The sequence below is a fragment of the Cupriavidus sp. HY129 genome (assembly GCF_059492215.1).
In genome coordinates, this window is the sequence record NZ_CP083254.1 from 2,933,564 (window position 1) to 2,950,976 (window position 17,413).

General features: G+C 64.6%; 17 protein-coding genes. 5 read left to right on the top strand and 12 right to left on the bottom strand.

Going from position 1 to position 17,413, the window contains the following annotated elements; genetic code table 11:
* Nucleotides 1-13 precede the first annotated feature (13 nt).
* From dapA to K6G35_RS13460, 3 genes are all read right to left on the bottom strand, one after another.
* Nucleotides 14-922, bottom strand: a complete 909-nt coding sequence (gene dapA, locus K6G35_RS13450; RefSeq protein ID WP_008641893.1) for a 4-hydroxy-tetrahydrodipicolinate synthase — start codon at nucleotides 920-922, stop codon at nucleotides 14-16.
* Nucleotides 909-1,229 carry a hypothetical protein gene (locus tag K6G35_RS13455; RefSeq protein ID WP_008641891.1) on the bottom strand — a complete coding sequence of 107 codons (321 nt, stop codon included), beginning with the start codon at nucleotides 1,227-1,229 and terminating at the stop codon, nucleotides 909-911. Before K6G35_RS13455 ends, dapA begins: the two co-directional genes overlap by 14 nt.
* A gap of 122 nt (nucleotides 1,230-1,351) precedes the next feature.
* Nucleotides 1,352-2,149 carry a TorF family putative porin gene (locus K6G35_RS13460; protein WP_186424753.1) on the bottom strand — a complete coding sequence of 266 codons (798 nt, stop codon included), beginning with the start codon at nucleotides 2,147-2,149 and terminating at the stop codon, nucleotides 1,352-1,354.
* A gap of 334 nt (nucleotides 2,150-2,483) precedes the next feature.
* Here K6G35_RS13460 and K6G35_RS13465 point away from each other — a divergent pair, with 334 nt between their 5' ends.
* The 4 genes from K6G35_RS13465 (at nucleotide 2,484) to K6G35_RS13480 (ending at nucleotide 6,847) form a co-directional block, all read left to right on the top strand.
* The gene (locus tag K6G35_RS13465; protein WP_008641886.1) at nucleotides 2,484-3,605 is read left to right on the top strand and encodes a Re/Si-specific NAD(P)(+) transhydrogenase subunit alpha; all 1,122 of its coding nucleotides are present in this window, start codon (nucleotides 2,484-2,486) and stop codon (nucleotides 3,603-3,605) included.
* Nucleotides 3,606-3,785: 180 nt separating this feature from the next.
* Nucleotides 3,786-4,109: an NAD(P) transhydrogenase subunit alpha part 2 gene (locus tag K6G35_RS13470; RefSeq protein ID WP_035884647.1), complete on the top strand. Its 324-nt coding sequence runs from the start codon at nucleotides 3,786-3,788 to the stop codon at nucleotides 4,107-4,109.
* Nucleotides 4,109-5,581: an NAD(P)(+) transhydrogenase (Re/Si-specific) subunit beta gene (locus K6G35_RS13475; protein WP_495675826.1), complete on the top strand. Its 1,473-nt coding sequence runs from the start codon at nucleotides 4,109-4,111 to the stop codon at nucleotides 5,579-5,581. Before K6G35_RS13470 ends, K6G35_RS13475 begins: the two co-directional genes overlap by 1 nt.
* A gap of 216 nt (nucleotides 5,582-5,797) precedes the next feature.
* Nucleotides 5,798-6,847 (top strand): response regulator, encoded by a 1,050-nt coding sequence (locus K6G35_RS13480; protein ID WP_008641881.1) that lies wholly within the window; start codon nucleotides 5,798-5,800, stop codon nucleotides 6,845-6,847.
* A gap of 72 nt (nucleotides 6,848-6,919) precedes the next feature.
* Here K6G35_RS13480 and K6G35_RS13485 read toward each other — a convergent pair whose 3' ends face one another.
* From K6G35_RS13485 to K6G35_RS13525, 9 genes are all read right to left on the bottom strand, one after another.
* Nucleotides 6,920-8,179, bottom strand: a complete 1,260-nt coding sequence (locus K6G35_RS13485) for a THUMP domain-containing class I SAM-dependent RNA methyltransferase (RefSeq protein WP_008641880.1) — start codon at nucleotides 8,177-8,179, stop codon at nucleotides 6,920-6,922.
* A 68-nt stretch (nucleotides 8,180-8,247) separates the two neighbouring features.
* Nucleotides 8,248-8,853 (bottom strand): 2-hydroxychromene-2-carboxylate isomerase, encoded by a 606-nt coding sequence (locus tag K6G35_RS13490; RefSeq protein ID WP_035884646.1) that lies wholly within the window; start codon nucleotides 8,851-8,853, stop codon nucleotides 8,248-8,250.
* Between the two features lie 35 nt (nucleotides 8,854-8,888).
* On the bottom strand, nucleotides 8,889-9,311 hold the full coding sequence (locus tag K6G35_RS13495; protein WP_008641878.1) for a CopD family protein: 423 nt from the start codon (nucleotides 9,309-9,311) through the stop codon (nucleotides 8,889-8,891).
* An 18-nt stretch (nucleotides 9,312-9,329) separates the two neighbouring features.
* Complete coding sequence (locus K6G35_RS13500; RefSeq protein WP_495675827.1) at nucleotides 9,330-10,610, bottom strand: glutamate-5-semialdehyde dehydrogenase; 1,281 nt, start codon at nucleotides 10,608-10,610, stop codon at nucleotides 9,330-9,332.
* A 126-nt stretch (nucleotides 10,611-10,736) separates the two neighbouring features.
* Nucleotides 10,737-11,807 (bottom strand): DNA polymerase III subunit delta, encoded by a 1,071-nt coding sequence (holA, locus tag K6G35_RS13505; protein ID WP_495675828.1) that lies wholly within the window; start codon nucleotides 11,805-11,807, stop codon nucleotides 10,737-10,739.
* 51 nt (nucleotides 11,808-11,858) lie between these two features.
* Nucleotides 11,859-12,374 (bottom strand): LPS-assembly lipoprotein LptE, encoded by a 516-nt coding sequence (locus K6G35_RS13510; RefSeq protein ID WP_008641875.1) that lies wholly within the window; start codon nucleotides 12,372-12,374, stop codon nucleotides 11,859-11,861.
* 36 nt (nucleotides 12,375-12,410) lie between these two features.
* Nucleotides 12,411-15,032: a leucine--tRNA ligase gene (gene leuS, locus K6G35_RS13515; RefSeq protein WP_495675829.1), complete on the bottom strand. Its 2,622-nt coding sequence runs from the start codon at nucleotides 15,030-15,032 to the stop codon at nucleotides 12,411-12,413.
* 170 nt (nucleotides 15,033-15,202) lie between these two features.
* Complete coding sequence (gene dapB / locus K6G35_RS13520) at nucleotides 15,203-16,000, bottom strand: 4-hydroxy-tetrahydrodipicolinate reductase (protein ID WP_008641871.1); 798 nt, start codon at nucleotides 15,998-16,000, stop codon at nucleotides 15,203-15,205.
* Between the two features lie 78 nt (nucleotides 16,001-16,078).
* Nucleotides 16,079-16,732: an outer membrane protein assembly factor BamE gene (locus K6G35_RS13525; RefSeq protein WP_495675830.1), complete on the bottom strand. Its 654-nt coding sequence runs from the start codon at nucleotides 16,730-16,732 to the stop codon at nucleotides 16,079-16,081.
* 198 nt (nucleotides 16,733-16,930) lie between these two features.
* Here K6G35_RS13525 and fur point away from each other — a divergent pair, with 198 nt between their 5' ends.
* Nucleotides 16,931-17,362, top strand: coding sequence for a ferric iron uptake transcriptional regulator (fur, locus tag K6G35_RS13530; RefSeq protein WP_008648581.1), 432 nt, complete (start codon nucleotides 16,931-16,933; stop codon nucleotides 17,360-17,362).
* The last annotated feature ends 51 nt before the right edge of the window (nucleotides 17,363-17,413 follow it).

The window sequence follows — 17,413 nt, forward strand, 5'->3', positions numbered from 1 at the left end:
GGTCAGCGCCCGCTCAGGCGGCTTCCCGCGCGACGACAGGCGGCAGCAGCGCAATCGCCGCGTCGAGTCTCGCCACAAGTGACTTCGACGCCGGCATCAACGGTCGACGCACCTCCGGGCGCGCCAGACCACACAGCGCCAGCGCCGCCTTCACCGGGGCGGGGTTGGGCTCGTCGAACAGCAGTCCGATCAGCGGCGACAGTTGCCGGAACAGCGCGCGCGCCGCTTCCTCACGCCCCGTGCGGGCAAGTTGAATAAGCCGCACGAACAGATCGGGCCGGATATGGGCCGAGGCCGGCACGATTCCCGCGCCGCCACGCAGCAGATGGTCGAGCATGGCCGCATCATCGCCACAGAACACGTCAAGACGATCCTGCCCTGCCAACGCGCGCATTCCCGCCGCATCGCACTCCTTGAGCGCCACGATCTGCGGATGCGCGGCCAAACGCCACGTGAGGTCGGGCGAGATCGCGCAGCCCGTGCGCTTCGGCACGTTGTACAACATCAGCGGTCTGGCCGTATGACTGGCGACGCTGCGCATATGCCACGCGATCCCCTCATCGGACACGCGCAGGTAGTACGGCGGCGGCACGAGATAGCCAGCAAGATCGATCCGTTCGAGCCGACGCACCTGCTCGCAGACCGCATGGGTTGCCACACCGCCAACCCCGGCGATCACGGGCACGGCGCCTTGCACGGCCTCGAGTGTAGCGGCGGCGACCTGAAGGCGTTCCACGTCGGTCAGCAGTCCACCCTCCCCGGTCGTGCCGAGCACGATCAAACCGTCGACGCCAGCATCCGCGTAGTGCGCGGCAAGCCGCTGCACGCCGTCTACATCGACCTGACCGTGATGCAGCGGCGTAACCATCGGCAGCCATAGCCCATCGACGATGCGCGGGCGAGCGAACTCAATGCGTGGCATGGTCGTCTCCGAGCATCGTCGTCACGCCAAACTCGGCGGCGGGCAGCGCGGCCATGATGGCGTGCATGGCTGCCTCGCGGTCTTCGCGCCCCACCTCCACGTGCAGCGTGGTCTCGCCGTGGCGATGATCCACCTCCACCACGTAGACACGCGCAAGATTACCGATAGCACGATGCAATGTCTGGCGCAGCATGAAGACCTGCGCCGATGACACGGCAAGCCGCAGGCGAATCCACTGCACGTTCGAAGCGATCCGGCGTCGGGGCACCGACGCATAGGCCACGGCGAGATTCGAAGACTGTCGCATGTCGCAATGATCCGCGTCTGGCGGATCGTCTGTTGAACATGACATCCATGCTAGGGATGGCGATCTCAATTTGGCGCAGCATTCCGCGAGCGGGTCATCAACATCGCGTAAAGATGATGGGCTCAAAATGTCTTGGTGATCGACGCCCACGCTGCTGCCTTGCCGAGATATCGCCCACGATTGGCGCTGGTGTAGAACGACGCCTTCGCGTTGGTATCCACATAGGCCACCGCCAGCGAGAAGCCCTTGCCCAGATCCTTGGTCAGGCCGAGTTTCCAGTCTGTGTACGACGCATCGCTGTGATGGGCCACGCCCTGATAGCCCACGTGCGCATTGAACGTGAGACCCCAGACGTTCAGCGGCACATTCGCCGACAGGTCGACGTAGTAACTGTTCTTGCTGTCGTCGATACCGAACAGATTGGTCACCGCATGCGAGTACTTCAGGAACACCGGGCCATAGCCGATGCCGGCGTACAGCTCCGTGGTGTACGGGCGCGTAGTGGTGTACCCACCTGGGTAGTAGTACTCCAGCACGCCGACGTCGTAGTTGAACTCGAGGTCAGACAGCTTGAAGGTGTTCCTGAAGCCACCGTAGAAATCCATTTCCACGGGCGATGACACCGACGAATCGGCATCCTCGAGCCAGCTGATGCTCGAGTTCCAGTTGCCGACGTAGAAGCCGCTGGCGTGGGAATAGTCGAATCCGCCCTGGATGGCCGGGCGCAGATTGGTCTGGCTGATGCCGCGATAGCGGTAGTCGGACACCAGCGACACATTGGCCGTGAACGTATGGGGCGTGGAAGGTTCGGCCACGGGCGCAGAGGCTTCCTGCGCAAAGGCCGACGAAAACGGCATGGCGAACAGCACGGCAGCGGCCAGTCCCGCCGGCGCCGAAGTGAGCAGACGTGTTGCGATCATGAGGAATCAGTTGTGCGTTTGGAGAGACGCCTCGAAAGAGACGTGAACGCCACGATACGCAGCCGCGCGTCAAATCGGCATCAAGAATGGACAGGCCACCGAAGCAAATCCATCAAGGTGAATTGCGAAGCAATCGCCGCCCGATGAAAGAAGTCATTTCATGAGGCGCAAGAATGAGTCTCTGTGACGCCACAAATCCCCGACCGCCCAGTCACCACCGAATGTAAGTTTCGGGTAAGCTGCGCAAAAAATGGTGCGCCGCACGCGGTACACCAGGGGCGAGGACGTCTGCCCAACCAATCAGATACGACGCCATCAAAAGGAGAAATGGACGATGCATATCGGCATCCCGCTCGAGACGCGGGCAGGTGAGGCGCGAGTCGCTGCCACCCCGGAGACCGTCAAGAAGTACGTTGCGCAGGGCCATCAGGTAACGGTGCAAGCCGGCGCCGGTGTCCGCGCCAGTGTTCCCGACGCAGCGTTCGAAGCGGCAGGCGCGCGCATCGGCTCAGCGGCCGACGCGCTCGGCGCGGAACTCGTGCTGAAGGTCCGCGCACCGGACGATGCCGAACGAGCCCAGATCAAGCCGGGTGCCGTGCTGGTCGGCATGCTTAATCCCTTCGATATCGAAAACAACGCGCGCATGGCCAGCGCCGCGATCACGGCGTTCGCGCTCGAAGCCGCGCCGCGTACCACGCGCGCGCAGAGCATGGACGTGCTGTCTTCGCAGGCCAACATCGCCGGCTACAAGGCCGTGCTGGAGGCCGCGCACCACTACCAGCGCTTCATGCCGATGCTGATGACGGCAGCGGGCACGGTCAAGGCCGCGCGCGTGCTGATCCTTGGCGCCGGCGTGGCGGGCCTGCAGGCCATCGCCACGGCCAAGCGACTGGGCGCCGTGATCGAAGCCTCCGATGTGCGCCCCGCCGTGAAGGAGCAGATCGAATCGCTCGGCGCGAAATTCGTCGACGTGCCGTTCCTGACTGACGAAGAGCGCGAGATCGCGCAAGGCGTGGGCGGCTATGCCCGCCCGATGCCCGCCGACTGGATGCGGCGCCAGGCCGAACTGGTGCACCAGCGCGCCACGCAGGCCGACATCGTCATCACCACCGCGCTGATCCCGGGCCGCCGCGCGCCGGTGCTGCTGCAGGAAGAAACCGTCAAGCAGATGAAGCCCGGCTCGGTCGTCGTCGACCTCGCCGCGGCACAAGGCGGCAACTGCCCGCTGACCGTCGCCGACGAAGTGGTCGAGCGCCACGGCGTCACCCTGATCGGTCACACGAACCTTGCCGGCATGGTTGCCGCCGATGCGTCCGCGCTGTACGCGCGTAACGTGCTGGACTTCCTCAAGCTAATCATCGACAAGGATGCCCGCTATACGCTGAATCTTGAGGACGACATCGTCGCCGCCTGCCTGATGTGCAAGGACGGCCAGGTCATCCGCGAGGCAGCCTGATCCGACACCGGCGCCAGGCCATCACGCCCTGGCGCCGGTCCGCCGATGACCTTGCAGCGGCGCGGGGAGCCATCCGCGCTGCAACCCGCCATCGGCGGACCCAGATCTCGCAGCCTCGATCCGACGCAACGCGAAGCGAAGCGCATCAGCAAGTATTCAAAAGCAACGGAGGAGAAGTCGATGGAGATGGTTAACCACACGGTGATCAACCTGATCATCTTTGTGCTGGCGATCTACGTGGGATACCACGTGGTCTGGACGGTGACGCCCGCGCTGCACACCCCGCTCATGGCCGTGACCAATGCGATCTCGGCCATCATCATCGTCGGCGCCATGCTGGCGGCCGGCCTCACCGAAGGCGGCGTCGGCCGCATCATGGGCACGGTGGCCGTGGCCCTGGCCGCGGTGAACGTGTTCGGTGGCTTCCTGGTGACCCAGCGCATGCTGGAGATGTTCAAGAAGAAGGAACCGAAGGCGAAGGCTGACAACAAGGGAGGTGCGTGATGGAAGCCATCAGCATGAACCTTGTGACGCTGCTGTATCTGGTGGCATCGGTCTGCTTCATCCAGGCACTGAAGGGCCTCTCGCACCCGGCATCGGCCCGCAAGGGCAATGCGTTCGGCATGATCGGCATGGCCATCGCCGTGGTGACCACGCTGGCGCTGATCGTCAAGATCAAGCACGAGTTCCTGGCGGTAGGTGCGGCGCAGTCGTCGGTTGGCACGGGTCTGGCGCTGATCTTCGGCGCGCTGGTGGTCGGCGGCGGCATCGGCGCCTATGTGGCGAAGAAGGTCGAAATGACCAAGATGCCCGAGCTGGTGGCCGCGATGCACTCGCTGATCGGTCTGGCCGCCGTGTTCATCGCCGTGGCCGCCGTGGCGGAGCCTGCCGCGTTCGGCATCACGCCGGCTGGCTCGCATCTGATTCCGCTCGGCAACCGCATCGAACTGTTCATCGGCTGCTTCGTCGGCGCGATTACGTTCTCCGGTTCGGTGATCGCATTCGGCAAGCTGTCGGGCCGCTACAAGTTCCGTCTGTTCCAGGGCGCGCCGGTGGTGTTCCCGGGCCAGCACTGGCTGAACCTGCTGCTGGCCATCGGCATGATCGGCTTCGGCGTGATCTTCTTCCTGTCGCAGTCGTGGCTGCCGTTCCTGATCATGCTGGCCATCGCGTTCGTGCTCGGCGTGCTGATCATCATTCCGATCGGCGGCGCTGACATGCCCGTGGTGGTGTCGATGCTGAACTCGTACTCGGGCTGGGCAGCGGCCGGCATCGGCTTCTCCCTGAACAACCCGATGCTGATCATCGCAGGCTCGCTGGTGGGCTCCTCCGGCGCGATCCTCTCGTACATCATGTGCAAGGCGATGAACCGCTCGTTCTTCAACGTGATCCTGGGCGGCTTCGGCGCAGATGCATCGGCCGGCGCAACGGCGGGCGCGAAGGCGCAGCGCAATGTGAAGTCCGGATCGGCGGATGACGCTGCCTTCGTGATGAGCAATGCGGAAACCGTGATCATCGTGCCCGGCTACGGCCTGGCCGTGGCCCGTGCCCAGCATGCGCTTAAAGAATTGACCGAGAAGCTGACCGAGCACGGCGTGACGGTGAAGTATGCGATCCACCCCGTGGCGGGCCGAATGCCGGGTCACATGAACGTGCTGCTGGCCGAAGCCGAGGTGCCGTACGATCAGGTCTTCGAGATGGAGGACATCAACAGCGAGTTCGGCCAGGCCGACGTGGTGCTGGTGCTAGGCGCCAACGACGTGGTCAATCCAGCCGCCAAGACCGATCCGAAATCGCCGATCGCCGGGATGCCGATCCTGGAGGCGTACAAGGCCAAGACGATCATTGTGAACAAGCGTTCGATGGCAGCCGGCTACGCGGGCCTGGACAACGAGCTGTTCTACATGGACAAGACGATGATGGTGTTCGGCGATGCCAAGAAGGTGGTCGAGGACATGTTCAAGGCGGTCGGATAATCTGCCGTTAATCTTCCGAGCGGCAGCAGGTCTGCGAAGTGAATAAAACAACTCGCAGACCTGAAATCAACGAAATCGAACGAGTGCGGCCGGCAACCAACGCCGGCCGTTTCGTTTTCCGGATTTCGATTCCTGCGCGCGGGTTCGGCGCTATACTCGCCTAGCCCCGGCCTCTCACGCACACCGTCCACCGCCGACGGCAGATTTGATCGCACCATGACATTCAGTTCGCATGACAGGAATCTGTCGGTCTTCCATCACCCCGTGCTGACGGTGCTGGTGGACGACAGCAAATCGTTCATCGACAGCCTGGCATTCCAGATGGATGCATCCCGCGCAGTGGTCAGCTTTACCGACCCGCGCGAGGCACTCGCGTGGATTCGAGAAGCGTATGCCACACGGCACCCGGCGTTCCTGCCGGTGCACGTTACCCATGATGACCTGACTTTCCTGTCCGAGCGCCGCACGGTGCAGCTCGACGTCGATCGCATTCATCGCCAGATTCACGATGTGAAGCGCTTCCTGCAGCCCGGCGTGATCGTGGTCGACTACTCGATGCCGCAGATGGACGGCCTCGAGTTCTGCCAGGCACTGGAAGGCCTGCCCTGCAAGACCATCCTGCTGACCGGCACGGCCGACGAAAGCATCGCCGTGCAGGGCTTCAACCACGGACTGATCGACCGCTACGTAAAGAAGCACGATCCAAACATGGTGGCGCGGCTCAACGAGGAAATCGACGCGCTGCAGCAGCAGTACTTCGCCTCGATCTCGCGCACGCTACGCGACCTGCTGACTCGCCATTCGTACTCGTTCCTGTCCGACCCGGCGATGGCCGACCGCGTGCGCCAGACGGCCGCGCGCTATGGCTTTGTCGAGTACTACCTGTATCCGAATCCGGTGGGCATGCTGCTGCTGACCGCCCAGGGCCATGCCACTCTGATGGTGATCGAAACGCGCGCGGGGCTGATGAGCCAGGTGGAATCCGCCGAGGCCTACGAGGCGCCAGCCGCGCTGATCGAAGGCCTGCGCGAGGGTCGCATCGTGCCGTTCTTCTGGCCCGGCAACGGCATGTACACGCCGGCCTGCGTGGACTGGGAACAGTACTGCCTGCCCGCCGAGCGTTGCGAAGGTCAAGAAGAGTACTTCTACGCGCTGTTCGACCTGCCCCGCCACATGCTGCAGGAACCCGTGGTCAGCCTGCAGAGCTTTCTGGCGGAATTCACGCGGAATCCGGAATTGATGACGGGGCGGAACAAGCGCGACTGATTCGACAACACTGGAAGCACCATTTGTTGTCACCCCTCCCCCTCACGCGGGAGAGAGGCGTAGAACCATCGCTCAATCCTTCTTCTGTTCCCGATTCCCGCCCCGCACCATATCGAACCGGAACAACCTGCATTCGATATTGCCGTTGTACAGCGGCGTGCGGCGCGATTCTTTCAGGCGTAGTCGCTTCGGCATCGTCAGATCGCCAGTGAATACCCACGCCTGCCAGCCCGAGAAGCTCTGCTTCAGCGTCGTCGCAAACGCCGCGGCAAACTGGTTGGCGGCGGCTTCCTCGGCCTCGTCGCGCGGCGCGTCCTGCATGGCACCCCGGCGATCGCCACGCACGGCAATCCGTTCGCCGTAAGGCGGGTTCATCAGCATCAGCCCTGCATCGGCAAAAGGCGGCTGGACGAAGCGCGCATCCACCTGTTTCAGTTGCACATCGCCCGGCAGGCCGGCGCGTTGCCAGTTGGCCTGGGTCATCGACAGCATGTCCGTGGAAATATCCGACCCGGCGATCTTCAGATTCGTGGCGCGACCGGCAGCTTGCTCACGCGCGCGCTGTGCATCGGCACGCAGCGCCTGCCATGCCTTGGTGTCGCAGCCCTTCAGCCACTCGAACGCAAATGTGCGAGCGGCGCCCGGCGCGAGGCCCAGCGCCACCTGCGCGGCCTCGACGAGGAACGTGCCGCTGCCGCACATCGGATCGAAGAACGGACGATCGGTCTGACCCGCCGTCCAGCCGGCCAGACGCAGAATGCCGGCGGCCAGGTTCTCCTTGAGCGGCGCCTCGCCCTTTTCCATGCGCCAGCCGCGCTTGAACAGCGGCTCGCCGGTGGTGTCGAGATAGACGGTGCAATCAGTTTCGGTCAGGTGCGCGTAGATGCGGACATCCGGGCTCACCGTATCGACGCTGGGACGCGCGCCCAGCCGCTCGCGCATTGCGTCGCAGACCCCGTCCTTGACGCGCAGTGCCGTGAAATTCAGGCTGCGCAGCGGCGACTTGTGCGCCGTGACATCGACACGCAGCGTCTCGTCTGGCGAGAACCACTGTTCCCAGCGCTGCTGGCGCACCAGCGAGTAGATGTCGTCCTCGTGCCGGTAGCCACGCTGCGCCACGCGCAGCAGCACACGGCTGGCGATGCGCGAGTGAAGGTTGACGGCATAGGCGGCCGCCATCTCCCCCGAGAACGTCACACCGCCCGGCACCTCCCGATGCACTTCGAACGGCGCGGCGGCCACCACGGCCGGATACCGCGCGATTTCGCGTAGTTCCTCGGCAAGGGCGGGTTCCAGGCCGCGCGGGCAAGGTACAAAGAAGGCTTGGGTCATGGCGTGAAAATCCTGCAAACAAAAACGTCCGCCATGGCGGACGGAAGGTATCGGTGACCGTCCCCCGATCAGCCCGCCGCGAGCGCGCGGTCGAGGAAATCGAGTCGGTCCTGGCCCCAGTATGGCTGGCCGTCATGAACGAACCACGGCGCGCCGAACACGTTGGCGGAGATGGCGTCCTGGGTGTTCTGCGCATACGCGGCCTGCACCGCCTGCCCCTCGCTGGCCTTGAGCAGGCTCGCGCCGTCGAGACCGCATTCCTCGGCGATCAGCGACAGCGTGGCGGCATCGGCGATATTGCGCTGGTCGGCCCACACCGCGCGCGAGATCGCGCCGGTCAGTTCCAGCGCGCGCGCCGTGCCGTTGGCCAGTTGAGCGGCGATGATCAGGCGTGCCGCGGCATCGCCTGAAACCGGGAAGAACGTTGGGTGCAGGTTGAGCGGGATGCCGAGGAACTTGCTCCAGCGTTCCAGTTCGACCAGCCGGTAGGCCTGACGCTGCGGCGGGCGCTGCGCCAGCGGCAGGCCGCCTGACACCGCGAACACCTTGCCGATATCGCAGGGCTTCAGCAGCACCTGGGCCTTGTGACGGTTGGCAATCTCGACAAAGCGCGCGTGTCCCAGATAGACAAACGGGGAAGGCGGCGCCAGAAAATACTCGACCTGCTTGCTCATCACGACCTCACGGTAGAACGAATTGGAACGTCAGCTTAAAACGGCTTTACGACAACCAGGATGACAACCGCCAGCAATACCAGCACCGGCAGTTCGTTGAACCAGCGGTAGAAGGTGTGCGAGCGCGTGTTGGCGCCGCGTTCGAACTTGCGCAGCAGCACGCCGCAGCCGTGGTGGTAGCCGATCAGCACCAGCACCAGCGCCAGCTTGGCATGCATCCACCCCTGCCCCGCGCCACGGCCAATGCCATAGCCCAGGAACAGCCAGAGGCCGAACACGATGGCCGGAACGGCCAGCATCGTCATGAAACGGAACAGCTTGCGCGCCATCAGCAGCAGGCGTTTCACGCTGGCCGCATCGGTCTCCATCGCCAGATTGACGAAGATGCGCGGCAGGTAGAACAACCCCGCGAACCACGAAGTCACGAACAGGATATGGAACGCCTTGACCCAAAGCATGTGCTGATCCGCCTCCGGTTACGTACGAATCTCGCCGTGACCGAACACGACGTACTTGAGCGAGGTCAGCCCTTCCAGGCCCACCGGGCCGCGAGCGTGGAGCTTGTCGTTGGAGATGCCGATCTCCGCGCCGAGGCCGTACTCGAAGCCGTCGGCAAAGCGCGTCGAGGCATTGATCATCACGCTGGCCGAATCGACTTCACGCAGGAAACGCATCCCGGTGGTGTAGTTCTCGGTGATGATCGAATCGGTATGCGCCGACCCGTAGGTGTTGATGTGTGCGATGGCGGCGTCCAGTCCGTCCACCGTGCGGATCGCCAGCACCGGCGCCAGGTACTCGAGACGCCAGTCCTCTTCGGTGGCGTCGACCAGGCCCGAGAAGCCGGCGGCTTCCAGCGTGGCGCGCGTTGCCGGGCAGACGCGCAACTCGACACCCTTTTCCTGGTAGATACGGCACAGCGGCGGCAGCGCCTTCGCAGCGATCTCGCGCGACACGAGCAGCGTTTCCATCGTGTTGCACGGCGCATAGCGCTGCGTCTTGGCGTTGTCGCACACACGCACGGCCTTTTCGAGGTCGGCGGCGTCATCGATATAGACGTGGCAGATGCCGTCCAGGTGCTTGATCATCGGCACGCGCGCCTCTTCCATCAAACGGGCGATCAGGCTCTTGCCGCCGCGCGGCACGATCACGTCGACATACTCGGTCATCGTGATCAGGCGACCAACCGCGGCGCGATCGGTGGTTTCGATCACCTGCACGGCTTCGGAGGGCAGCCCCGCCGCGGCCAGTCCCTCGGCCACGAGCGCGGCCAGGGCAGTATTCGATTCGATCGCCTCGGAGCCGCCACGCAAAATCGTAGCGTTGCCCGACTTCAGGCACAGCGCCGCCGCATCGATGGTCACGTTCGGACGCGATTCGTAAATGATGCCGATCACACCGAGCGGCACGCGCATCTGACCCACCTGAATGCCGGTGGGACGGAACTTCATGTTCGAGATTTCGCCGATCGGGTCCGCCAGCGCGGCGATCTGCTCGAGGCCGGCTGCCATCGTGGCGATCGCCTTGTCCGACAGTGTCAGGCGATCAATGAAGGCGGCGTCCTGGCCGTTGGTGCGGGCGCGTTCGACGTCGCGGGCATTGACGGCCTTGAGCTTGTCCGCATCGCGGCGGATGGCCGCGGCAATCGTCAGCAGCGCGCGGTTCTTGTCGGCCGTGGAAGCACGCGCCATGGCGCGCGATGCCGCGCGGGCCTGCTGGCCGACGCGGGTCATGTAAGCGTGGAGATCGAACTCGGTCATGATGGTGTCCGGGCCTGTGCCCGGTCTGCTATGAGTGCCGCGATGTCGATGCGCCGGCGCGGCTGCCGGCGATTGTTCTGGTTCGGTGTTCCGGTCACCTGTCCGGACCCCGGGGGCCCGGAGGCCTCATGCAGGTCTGGCGATCATCAGCGCAAGCTGCATCAGGCCGTCCCATGGCTCGGCTGGCAACGCGCCGGCCGCTCCGCCGGCGCCTGGCAGGTCGGACAGGCCCTTGACCTGCCGGTCCAGCCGCGCGGCCATGGCAAGCGCGGCTTCCAGTTGCGGCATCGACAGCCGTTGCGCGGCCTGTGGTACGAGCCGCTCGCGCGGGCCCCAGACGCGCAGTTCGCGCATCAGCACGCCCGCTGGCTTGCCGCCCGCCAAGCCTTGCCGGACCTTGGATAATACGCGAATTTCCTCGGTCAGCGCCCACAGCACCAGCACCGTAGCCTCGCCCTCGCCACGCAGCCCTTCGAGCATACGCACCAGGCGCGGCACGTCGCCGCCGAGCATCGCTTCGGACAGTTTGAACACGTCGTAGCGGGCCACGTTCAGCACCGCGTCCTGAACCTGGTCGAAGGTCAGCGCGCCGGGCGGATAAAGCAGGCCGAGCTTCTGAATTTCCTGATGCGCGGCCAGCAGATTGCCCTCGACCTTCTCGGCGATGAACTGCAGCGCGCGCCGCCCTGGCTCGCCCGACTCCACCCGCTGCTGCTGCAGGCCGAGTCGTTCGCCCACCCAGGCGGGCAGCCGTGTGCGGTCCACGGCATCGACCTTGATCGACACCCCCGCCGACTCCAGCGCCTGGAACCAGGCCGATTTCGTCGTGGCGAAATCCAGGCGCGGCAGCGTGACCAGCATCACCACATCGGGCGACGGCTGGGCGGCCGCGGCGCGCAATGCCTCGCCGCCGTCCTTGCCCGGCTTGCCCGATGGAATACGCAACTCGACGATCTTGCGGTCGCCGAACAGCGACATCGACTGCTGTGCCTCGATGACCTGGCCCCACTGGAAGCCACGTTCGGCCACCAGCACGTCGCGCTCGGAGAAACCGGCCTCGCGCGCCGCGCGGCGCAGGCGATCTACCGCCTCCAGCACCAGCAGGTGCTCGTCGCCGTGAACGACGTAAAGCGGCGCCAGGCCCTTGGCCTGCGCCTGCCTCAGATGTGCCTCGAGTCCGTCGAGCTTGAGCTGCATTGTCGCCCTATGTTTCCTGTGTCGGCCTGAGTCGCGCCGATACCCGGCGCGTCAGATCGTCTTGACCGAGGCCAGCCGGCGCATGAGCTGATTCACAACGTCGCGCTGCATGTCGCGATAGAGCTGCTGCTCTTCGTAGTCCTTGGCCAGCGTGTTGGCTTCGTTGTAAGTCAGGTCGCGCGTCAGCAGCAGCGTCGACGGCGGGATCAGCTCCTTGCCACTGGCATCGCGCAGGCGGAAGGTAAAGCGGTAGGTCAGACGGTATTCCCGCACCACACCCTCGGTGGTAATCGAGAGGATCGACTTGGCCCGCGTATCGGCCAGCACGTCGAGCAGTGCGTCCGCTTCCTTCGGGTCGGTAACGATCTGCGTGTCCGAGCCATTGCGGATGTTGCGGCGCAAATCCGCACCCATCAGCGAATTCGCGGGAATGCCGATATAGAGCCGCTTGAACGCGAAATCGGCGTTACCGCGCATATGGAAGCCGCAGCCACCCAGCAATGCCGCCGCCGCTGCCGCGGCGCCGATGGCGAAGAAACCGCGGCGTCCCATGTTCGGTCGATCCATTCGTTATCCCTGTCTGCTGATTCCAGTCCGCGTGCTTCAGAGCACGACGTTGACGAGACGGCCCGGCACCACCACGATCTTCTTCGGTGCGGCACCGGCGGCGAACTTGGCCACGATCTCGCTGGCGGCTGCGGTGGCCTCGATCGCGGTGCGGTCAGCATCGGCCGGCACCGTCAGGCTGCCACGCACCTTGCCGTTGACCTGCAGCACCAGTTCGATCTCGCTGCGCACCAGCGCGGCTTCGTCGACTTGCGGCCATGCGGCGTCGAGAATGTCGACCGTCTCGGCGGCGTAGCCGAGTTCCTGCCACAGCCTGTGGGCGATGTGCGGCACCACCGGGTACAGCACGCGCAGCAGCACGCTGAAGCCTTCACGGCGCCCGGCCGGCGAAGCGGTCTTCGCATCTTCCAGCGCGTTCAGCATCTTCATCGTGGCGGACACCACGGTGTTGTACTGGATGCGCTCGTAATCGTAGTTGGCCTGCTTGAGCACGGTGTGGATCTCGCGGCGCAGCGTGGCGTCATCGGCCGTGGGCGCGGTGCCGGCGCCATCGCGGATCGCCTGGGCGTTCGCATAGCCGTAGTTCCACACACGGCGCAGGAAGCGCGACGCGCCCTCCACACCCGAACCGCTCCATTCGAGTTGCTGCTCGGGCGGCGCGGCGAACATCACGAACAGGCGTGCGGTATCGGCGCCGTACTGGTCGATCAGCGCCTGCGGGTCGATGCCGTTGTTCTTCGACTTCGACATCTTCTCGATGCCGCCGATCACCACCGGCTGACCGTCGGCCTTCGCCGTGGCGCCAGCCGGGCGGCCGCGCTCATCGGTCTGCACGTCCACGTCGGCCGGGTTGTACCAGGTCTTCTTGCCGGAGGCGTCCTCGCGGTAGAACGTCTCGTTGAGCACCATACCCTGCGTGAGCAGGTTCGTGAACGGCTCGTCGAACTTGACCAGGCCCATGTCGCGCATGACCTTGGTCCAGAAGCGTGCGTACAACAGGTGCAGAATCGCGTGTTCGATGCCGCCGATGTACTGGTCCATCGGCATCCAGTAATCGTTGCGCGCATCGACCATCGTGCCAGCGTCGGGGCACGTATAGCGCATGTAATACCAGCACGAGTCGATGAACGTATCCATCGTGTCGGTCTCGCGGCGCGCCGGCTTGCCGCACGACGGGCAGGTGCACTCCAGGAATCGCGGGTCCTTGGCCAGCGGGTTGCCCGTGCCGTCCGGCACGAGGTCCTCGGGAAGCACCACCGGCAGATCCTTCTCTGGCACCGGCACCACACCGCAGCTGTCGCAGTGGATCAACGGGATCGGCGTGCCCCAGTAACGCTGGCGCGAAATGCCCCAGTCGCGCAGGCGCCAGGTCACCTTCTTCTCGCCCAGGCCCTTGGCGGCCAGATCGGCGGCGATGGCGTCGACGGCGGCCTTGTAGCCGAGACCGTCGTACTTGCCACTATGAATGCAGAGGCCGTGTTCCTTGTCGCCGTACCACTCGAGCCACGCGTCGGTCGAATAGGCCTGACCCTTGACGTCGATGACCTGCTTGATCGGCAGGTTGTACTTGAGCGCGAACGCGAAGTCGCGCTCGTCATGCGCCGGCACGCCCATCACGGCGCCGTCGCCATAGGTCATCAGCACGTAGTTGCCGACCCAGACGTCGACCTGCTCGCCGGTCAGCGGGTGCGTGACCTTGAGGCCGGTCGGCATCCCCTTCTTCTCCATGGTCGCCATGTCGGCTTCCATGACGGAACCGTGCTTGCATTCCTCGATGAACGCGGCCAGCGCCGGGTTGCTCTCGGCGGCGTGCGTGGCCAGCGGATGCTCGGCGGCCACGGCGCAGAACGTCACGCCCATGATCGTGTCGGCGCGCGTGGTGAACACGTAAAGCTTGCCGTCGTTGATCAGCTTGCCATCCGCGTCCTTGATCTCATGCGGGAAGGCGAATCGCACACCTTCACTGCGGCCGATCCAGTTCTGCTGCATGATCTTGACGCGCTCGGGCCAGCCGAGGCCGTCGAGGTCGCCAAGCAATTCCTGCGCGTAATCGGTGATACGCAGGTAGTACATCGGGATTTCACGCTTTTCGACCACCGCGCCCGAACGCCAGCCACGGCCGTCGATGACCTGCTCGTTGGCCAGCACGGTCTGGTCCACCGGATCCCAGTTCACGGTGCCGGTCTTGCGATAAGCGATGCCCTTTTCCAGCATCTTCAGGAACAGCCACTGGTTCCAGCGGTAGTACTCGGGGCTGCAGGTCGCCACTTCGCGCGACCAGTCGATCGCCAGGCCCATCGACTGCATCTGCTTCTTCATGTAAGCGATGTTGTCGTAGGTCCAGGCAGCCGGTGCCACGCCGTTGTTCAGCGCGGCGTTCTCCGCCGGCATCCCGAATGCATCCCAGCCCATCGGCATCAGCACGTTACGGCCGTTCATGCGCAGGTAGCGCGCCATCACGTCGTTGATCGTGTAGTTGCGCACGTGGCCCATGTGGAGCTTGCCCGACGGGTAGGGCAGCATCGAGCAGGCGTAGAACTTGGACTTTTCCTTGCCGTCGGGCCCGACCGCGTGCTCCGACACCTTGTAGGCATCGATCGCTTGCCAGTGCTGCTGGGCGGCTTGTTCAACGGCGGACGGAAGATATTTGTCTTGCATGGTCGGGACGACGGTCAGGGCAGCGGTCCGCGGGCGACTGGCGCGCCGGGCGACCGGGGGGGATCGGAAATGCGAAAGAGACGATTATAACCGTGGCGTATGTCCGCCACGGTTCGCACGGAAAGGCTGGAGCGACCCGCTTCTGGGTCGCGCCGGGCGTGCTTGCGGGCTTACTTCAGGCCCAGCACATCCTGCATGTCAAACATGCCGCTCGGCTTGTCGGCCAGGAAACGCGCCGCACGCACCGCACCATCGGCATACGACTGGCGGCTGGACGACTTGTGGCTGATCTCGATGCGCTCGCCAATGCCGGCGAACATCACCGTGTGATCGCCGACGATATCGCCGCCACGGACCGTCGCGAAGCCAATCGACTTCGCGTCGCGCGGGCCGGTATGGCCTTCGCGCGCGTAGACCGCGCATTCGTCGAGATCGCGGCCGATGGCCTTGGCGATCACTTCGCCCATCGCCAGCGCCGTGCCCGACGGCGCGTCGACCTTGTGACGATGGTGCGCTTCGATGATCTCGATGTCGTAGCCCGTGGACAGCAGCTTGGCCGCCACTTCCAGCAGCTTGAACGTGGCGTTGACGCCGACGCTCATGTTCGCGGCAAACACCACGCCGATCGACTTGGCCGCATCGGCCAGTGCCTGCTTGCCGGCGGCATCGAAACCGGTGGTACCGATCACCATCTTCTTGCCCAGGCGCTTGGCCACCGCCAGGTGCGCCAGCGTGCCCTCGGGGCGGGTGAAGTCAATCAGGCAGTCGGAGGCCGAGAGCACGGCCTCGATGTCGGAGGAGATCTTGATGCCCGTCTCGCGGCCCAGGAACAGCCCGGCATCCTGGCCCAGCGCCGCAGCACCCGGCACGTCGAGCGCGCCGGCCAGCGTCACGCCGTCGGTATTGAGCACCGTTTCGATCAACATGCGACCCATGCGGCCGGAAGCCCCTGCAATGGCGATTTTCATGATTGGGTATGTCGGAATGAAAACCGTCCGGCATTCGACCGGACGGCTTGGGTGTCTGAAATGGACCCGCCGCCGCGTTTAGCTGGCAGGTTTGGCCGGAACGTCCGATGCCGCGCTGGCTGGCGCCTCGGCCGGCTTTTGCTGAGCGGCCTCGGCGGCAGCAGGTGCCACGGCCGCCGGCGCGGCGGCCGGTTCGCTCGCTGCCGCGACGGGCATGGCAGCCGATGCCGATGCCGGCATTGCCGCCGGCGCGGATGCTGACGCTGGCTCGCCGCCAAAGATGAGCTTGCCTGGCGTCTGATTCTTCTGCGCCGCCTTCATGCCGTCAATTTCGGCGATAAGCTCATATTCGGACGGCAACTCGTTGCCCACCCACCGCACAAGCTTGTCACCCTCGAAGTACACGGTGAACTGGCGCGATTGCACCACCGGCCGGCTGCCACGACGGAAAGAGAAGTAATAGTCCCACCGATCCGCGTGAAAGACGTCCGTCAGCAACGGGGTGCCGAGCAGGAAGCGCACCTGATCGCGCGTCATGCCTTCGCGCAATTGCGACACGGCCTCGCGCGACACGAAGTTGCCCTGGACGATGTTGATCCGATACGGCGTGATGGCATCGGCCACCTTGCGCGAGGTGCTGTCGTAGGCGGAACAGGCACCGGCCAGCAGTGCCGCCGCCAGCAGGGAAGACACCAGCGCGGGGCGCATGGCGGACGAACGGAATGAACGCATGTATCTCGCTTCCAGACGGGAATGGGTAGATACCGGCACCGGCACACCCCTAGACTGCGGAGGCATCCGGCACGGCCAGGCGCATTCTGGTCACTCCGCGGAGAGCGGCGTGTACGCGTCATGGCACCGGGGCGACATTTGCCGCCAAAACCCTTATGATTCAACTATCCAGACATTGTACTCTAGGGAGTCACGCCCATGCCGAGTCCGGCGGACCTCAAAAATATCGGCCTCAAGGCGACCGTCCCCCGCCTGAAGATCCTTGAAATCTTCCAGACCAGCGAACAGCGCCATCTGAGCGCGGAAGATGTCTATCGCATCCTGCTCAATGAGCATATGGACATCGGCCTCGCCACGGTCTATCGCGTTCTCACGCAGTTCGAACAGGCTGGCCTGCTCTCGCGGAACAACTTCGAGTCGGGCAAGGCGATTTTCGAACTGAACGAAGGCAAGCACCACGATCACCTGGTGTGCCTGGATTGCGGGCGCGTCGAGGAATTCTTCGATGCCGATATCGAGCAGCGGCAACAGAGCATCGCCCGCGAGCGCGGCTTTGCGCTGCAGGAACACGCCCTGTCGCTCTATGGCAACTGCACCAAGGACGATTGCCCCCACAGACCAAGACGATAACCCCGCGGCGGTACCCGCCCAGCGGCAGGCAATAAAAAACCGGCGCCAAGG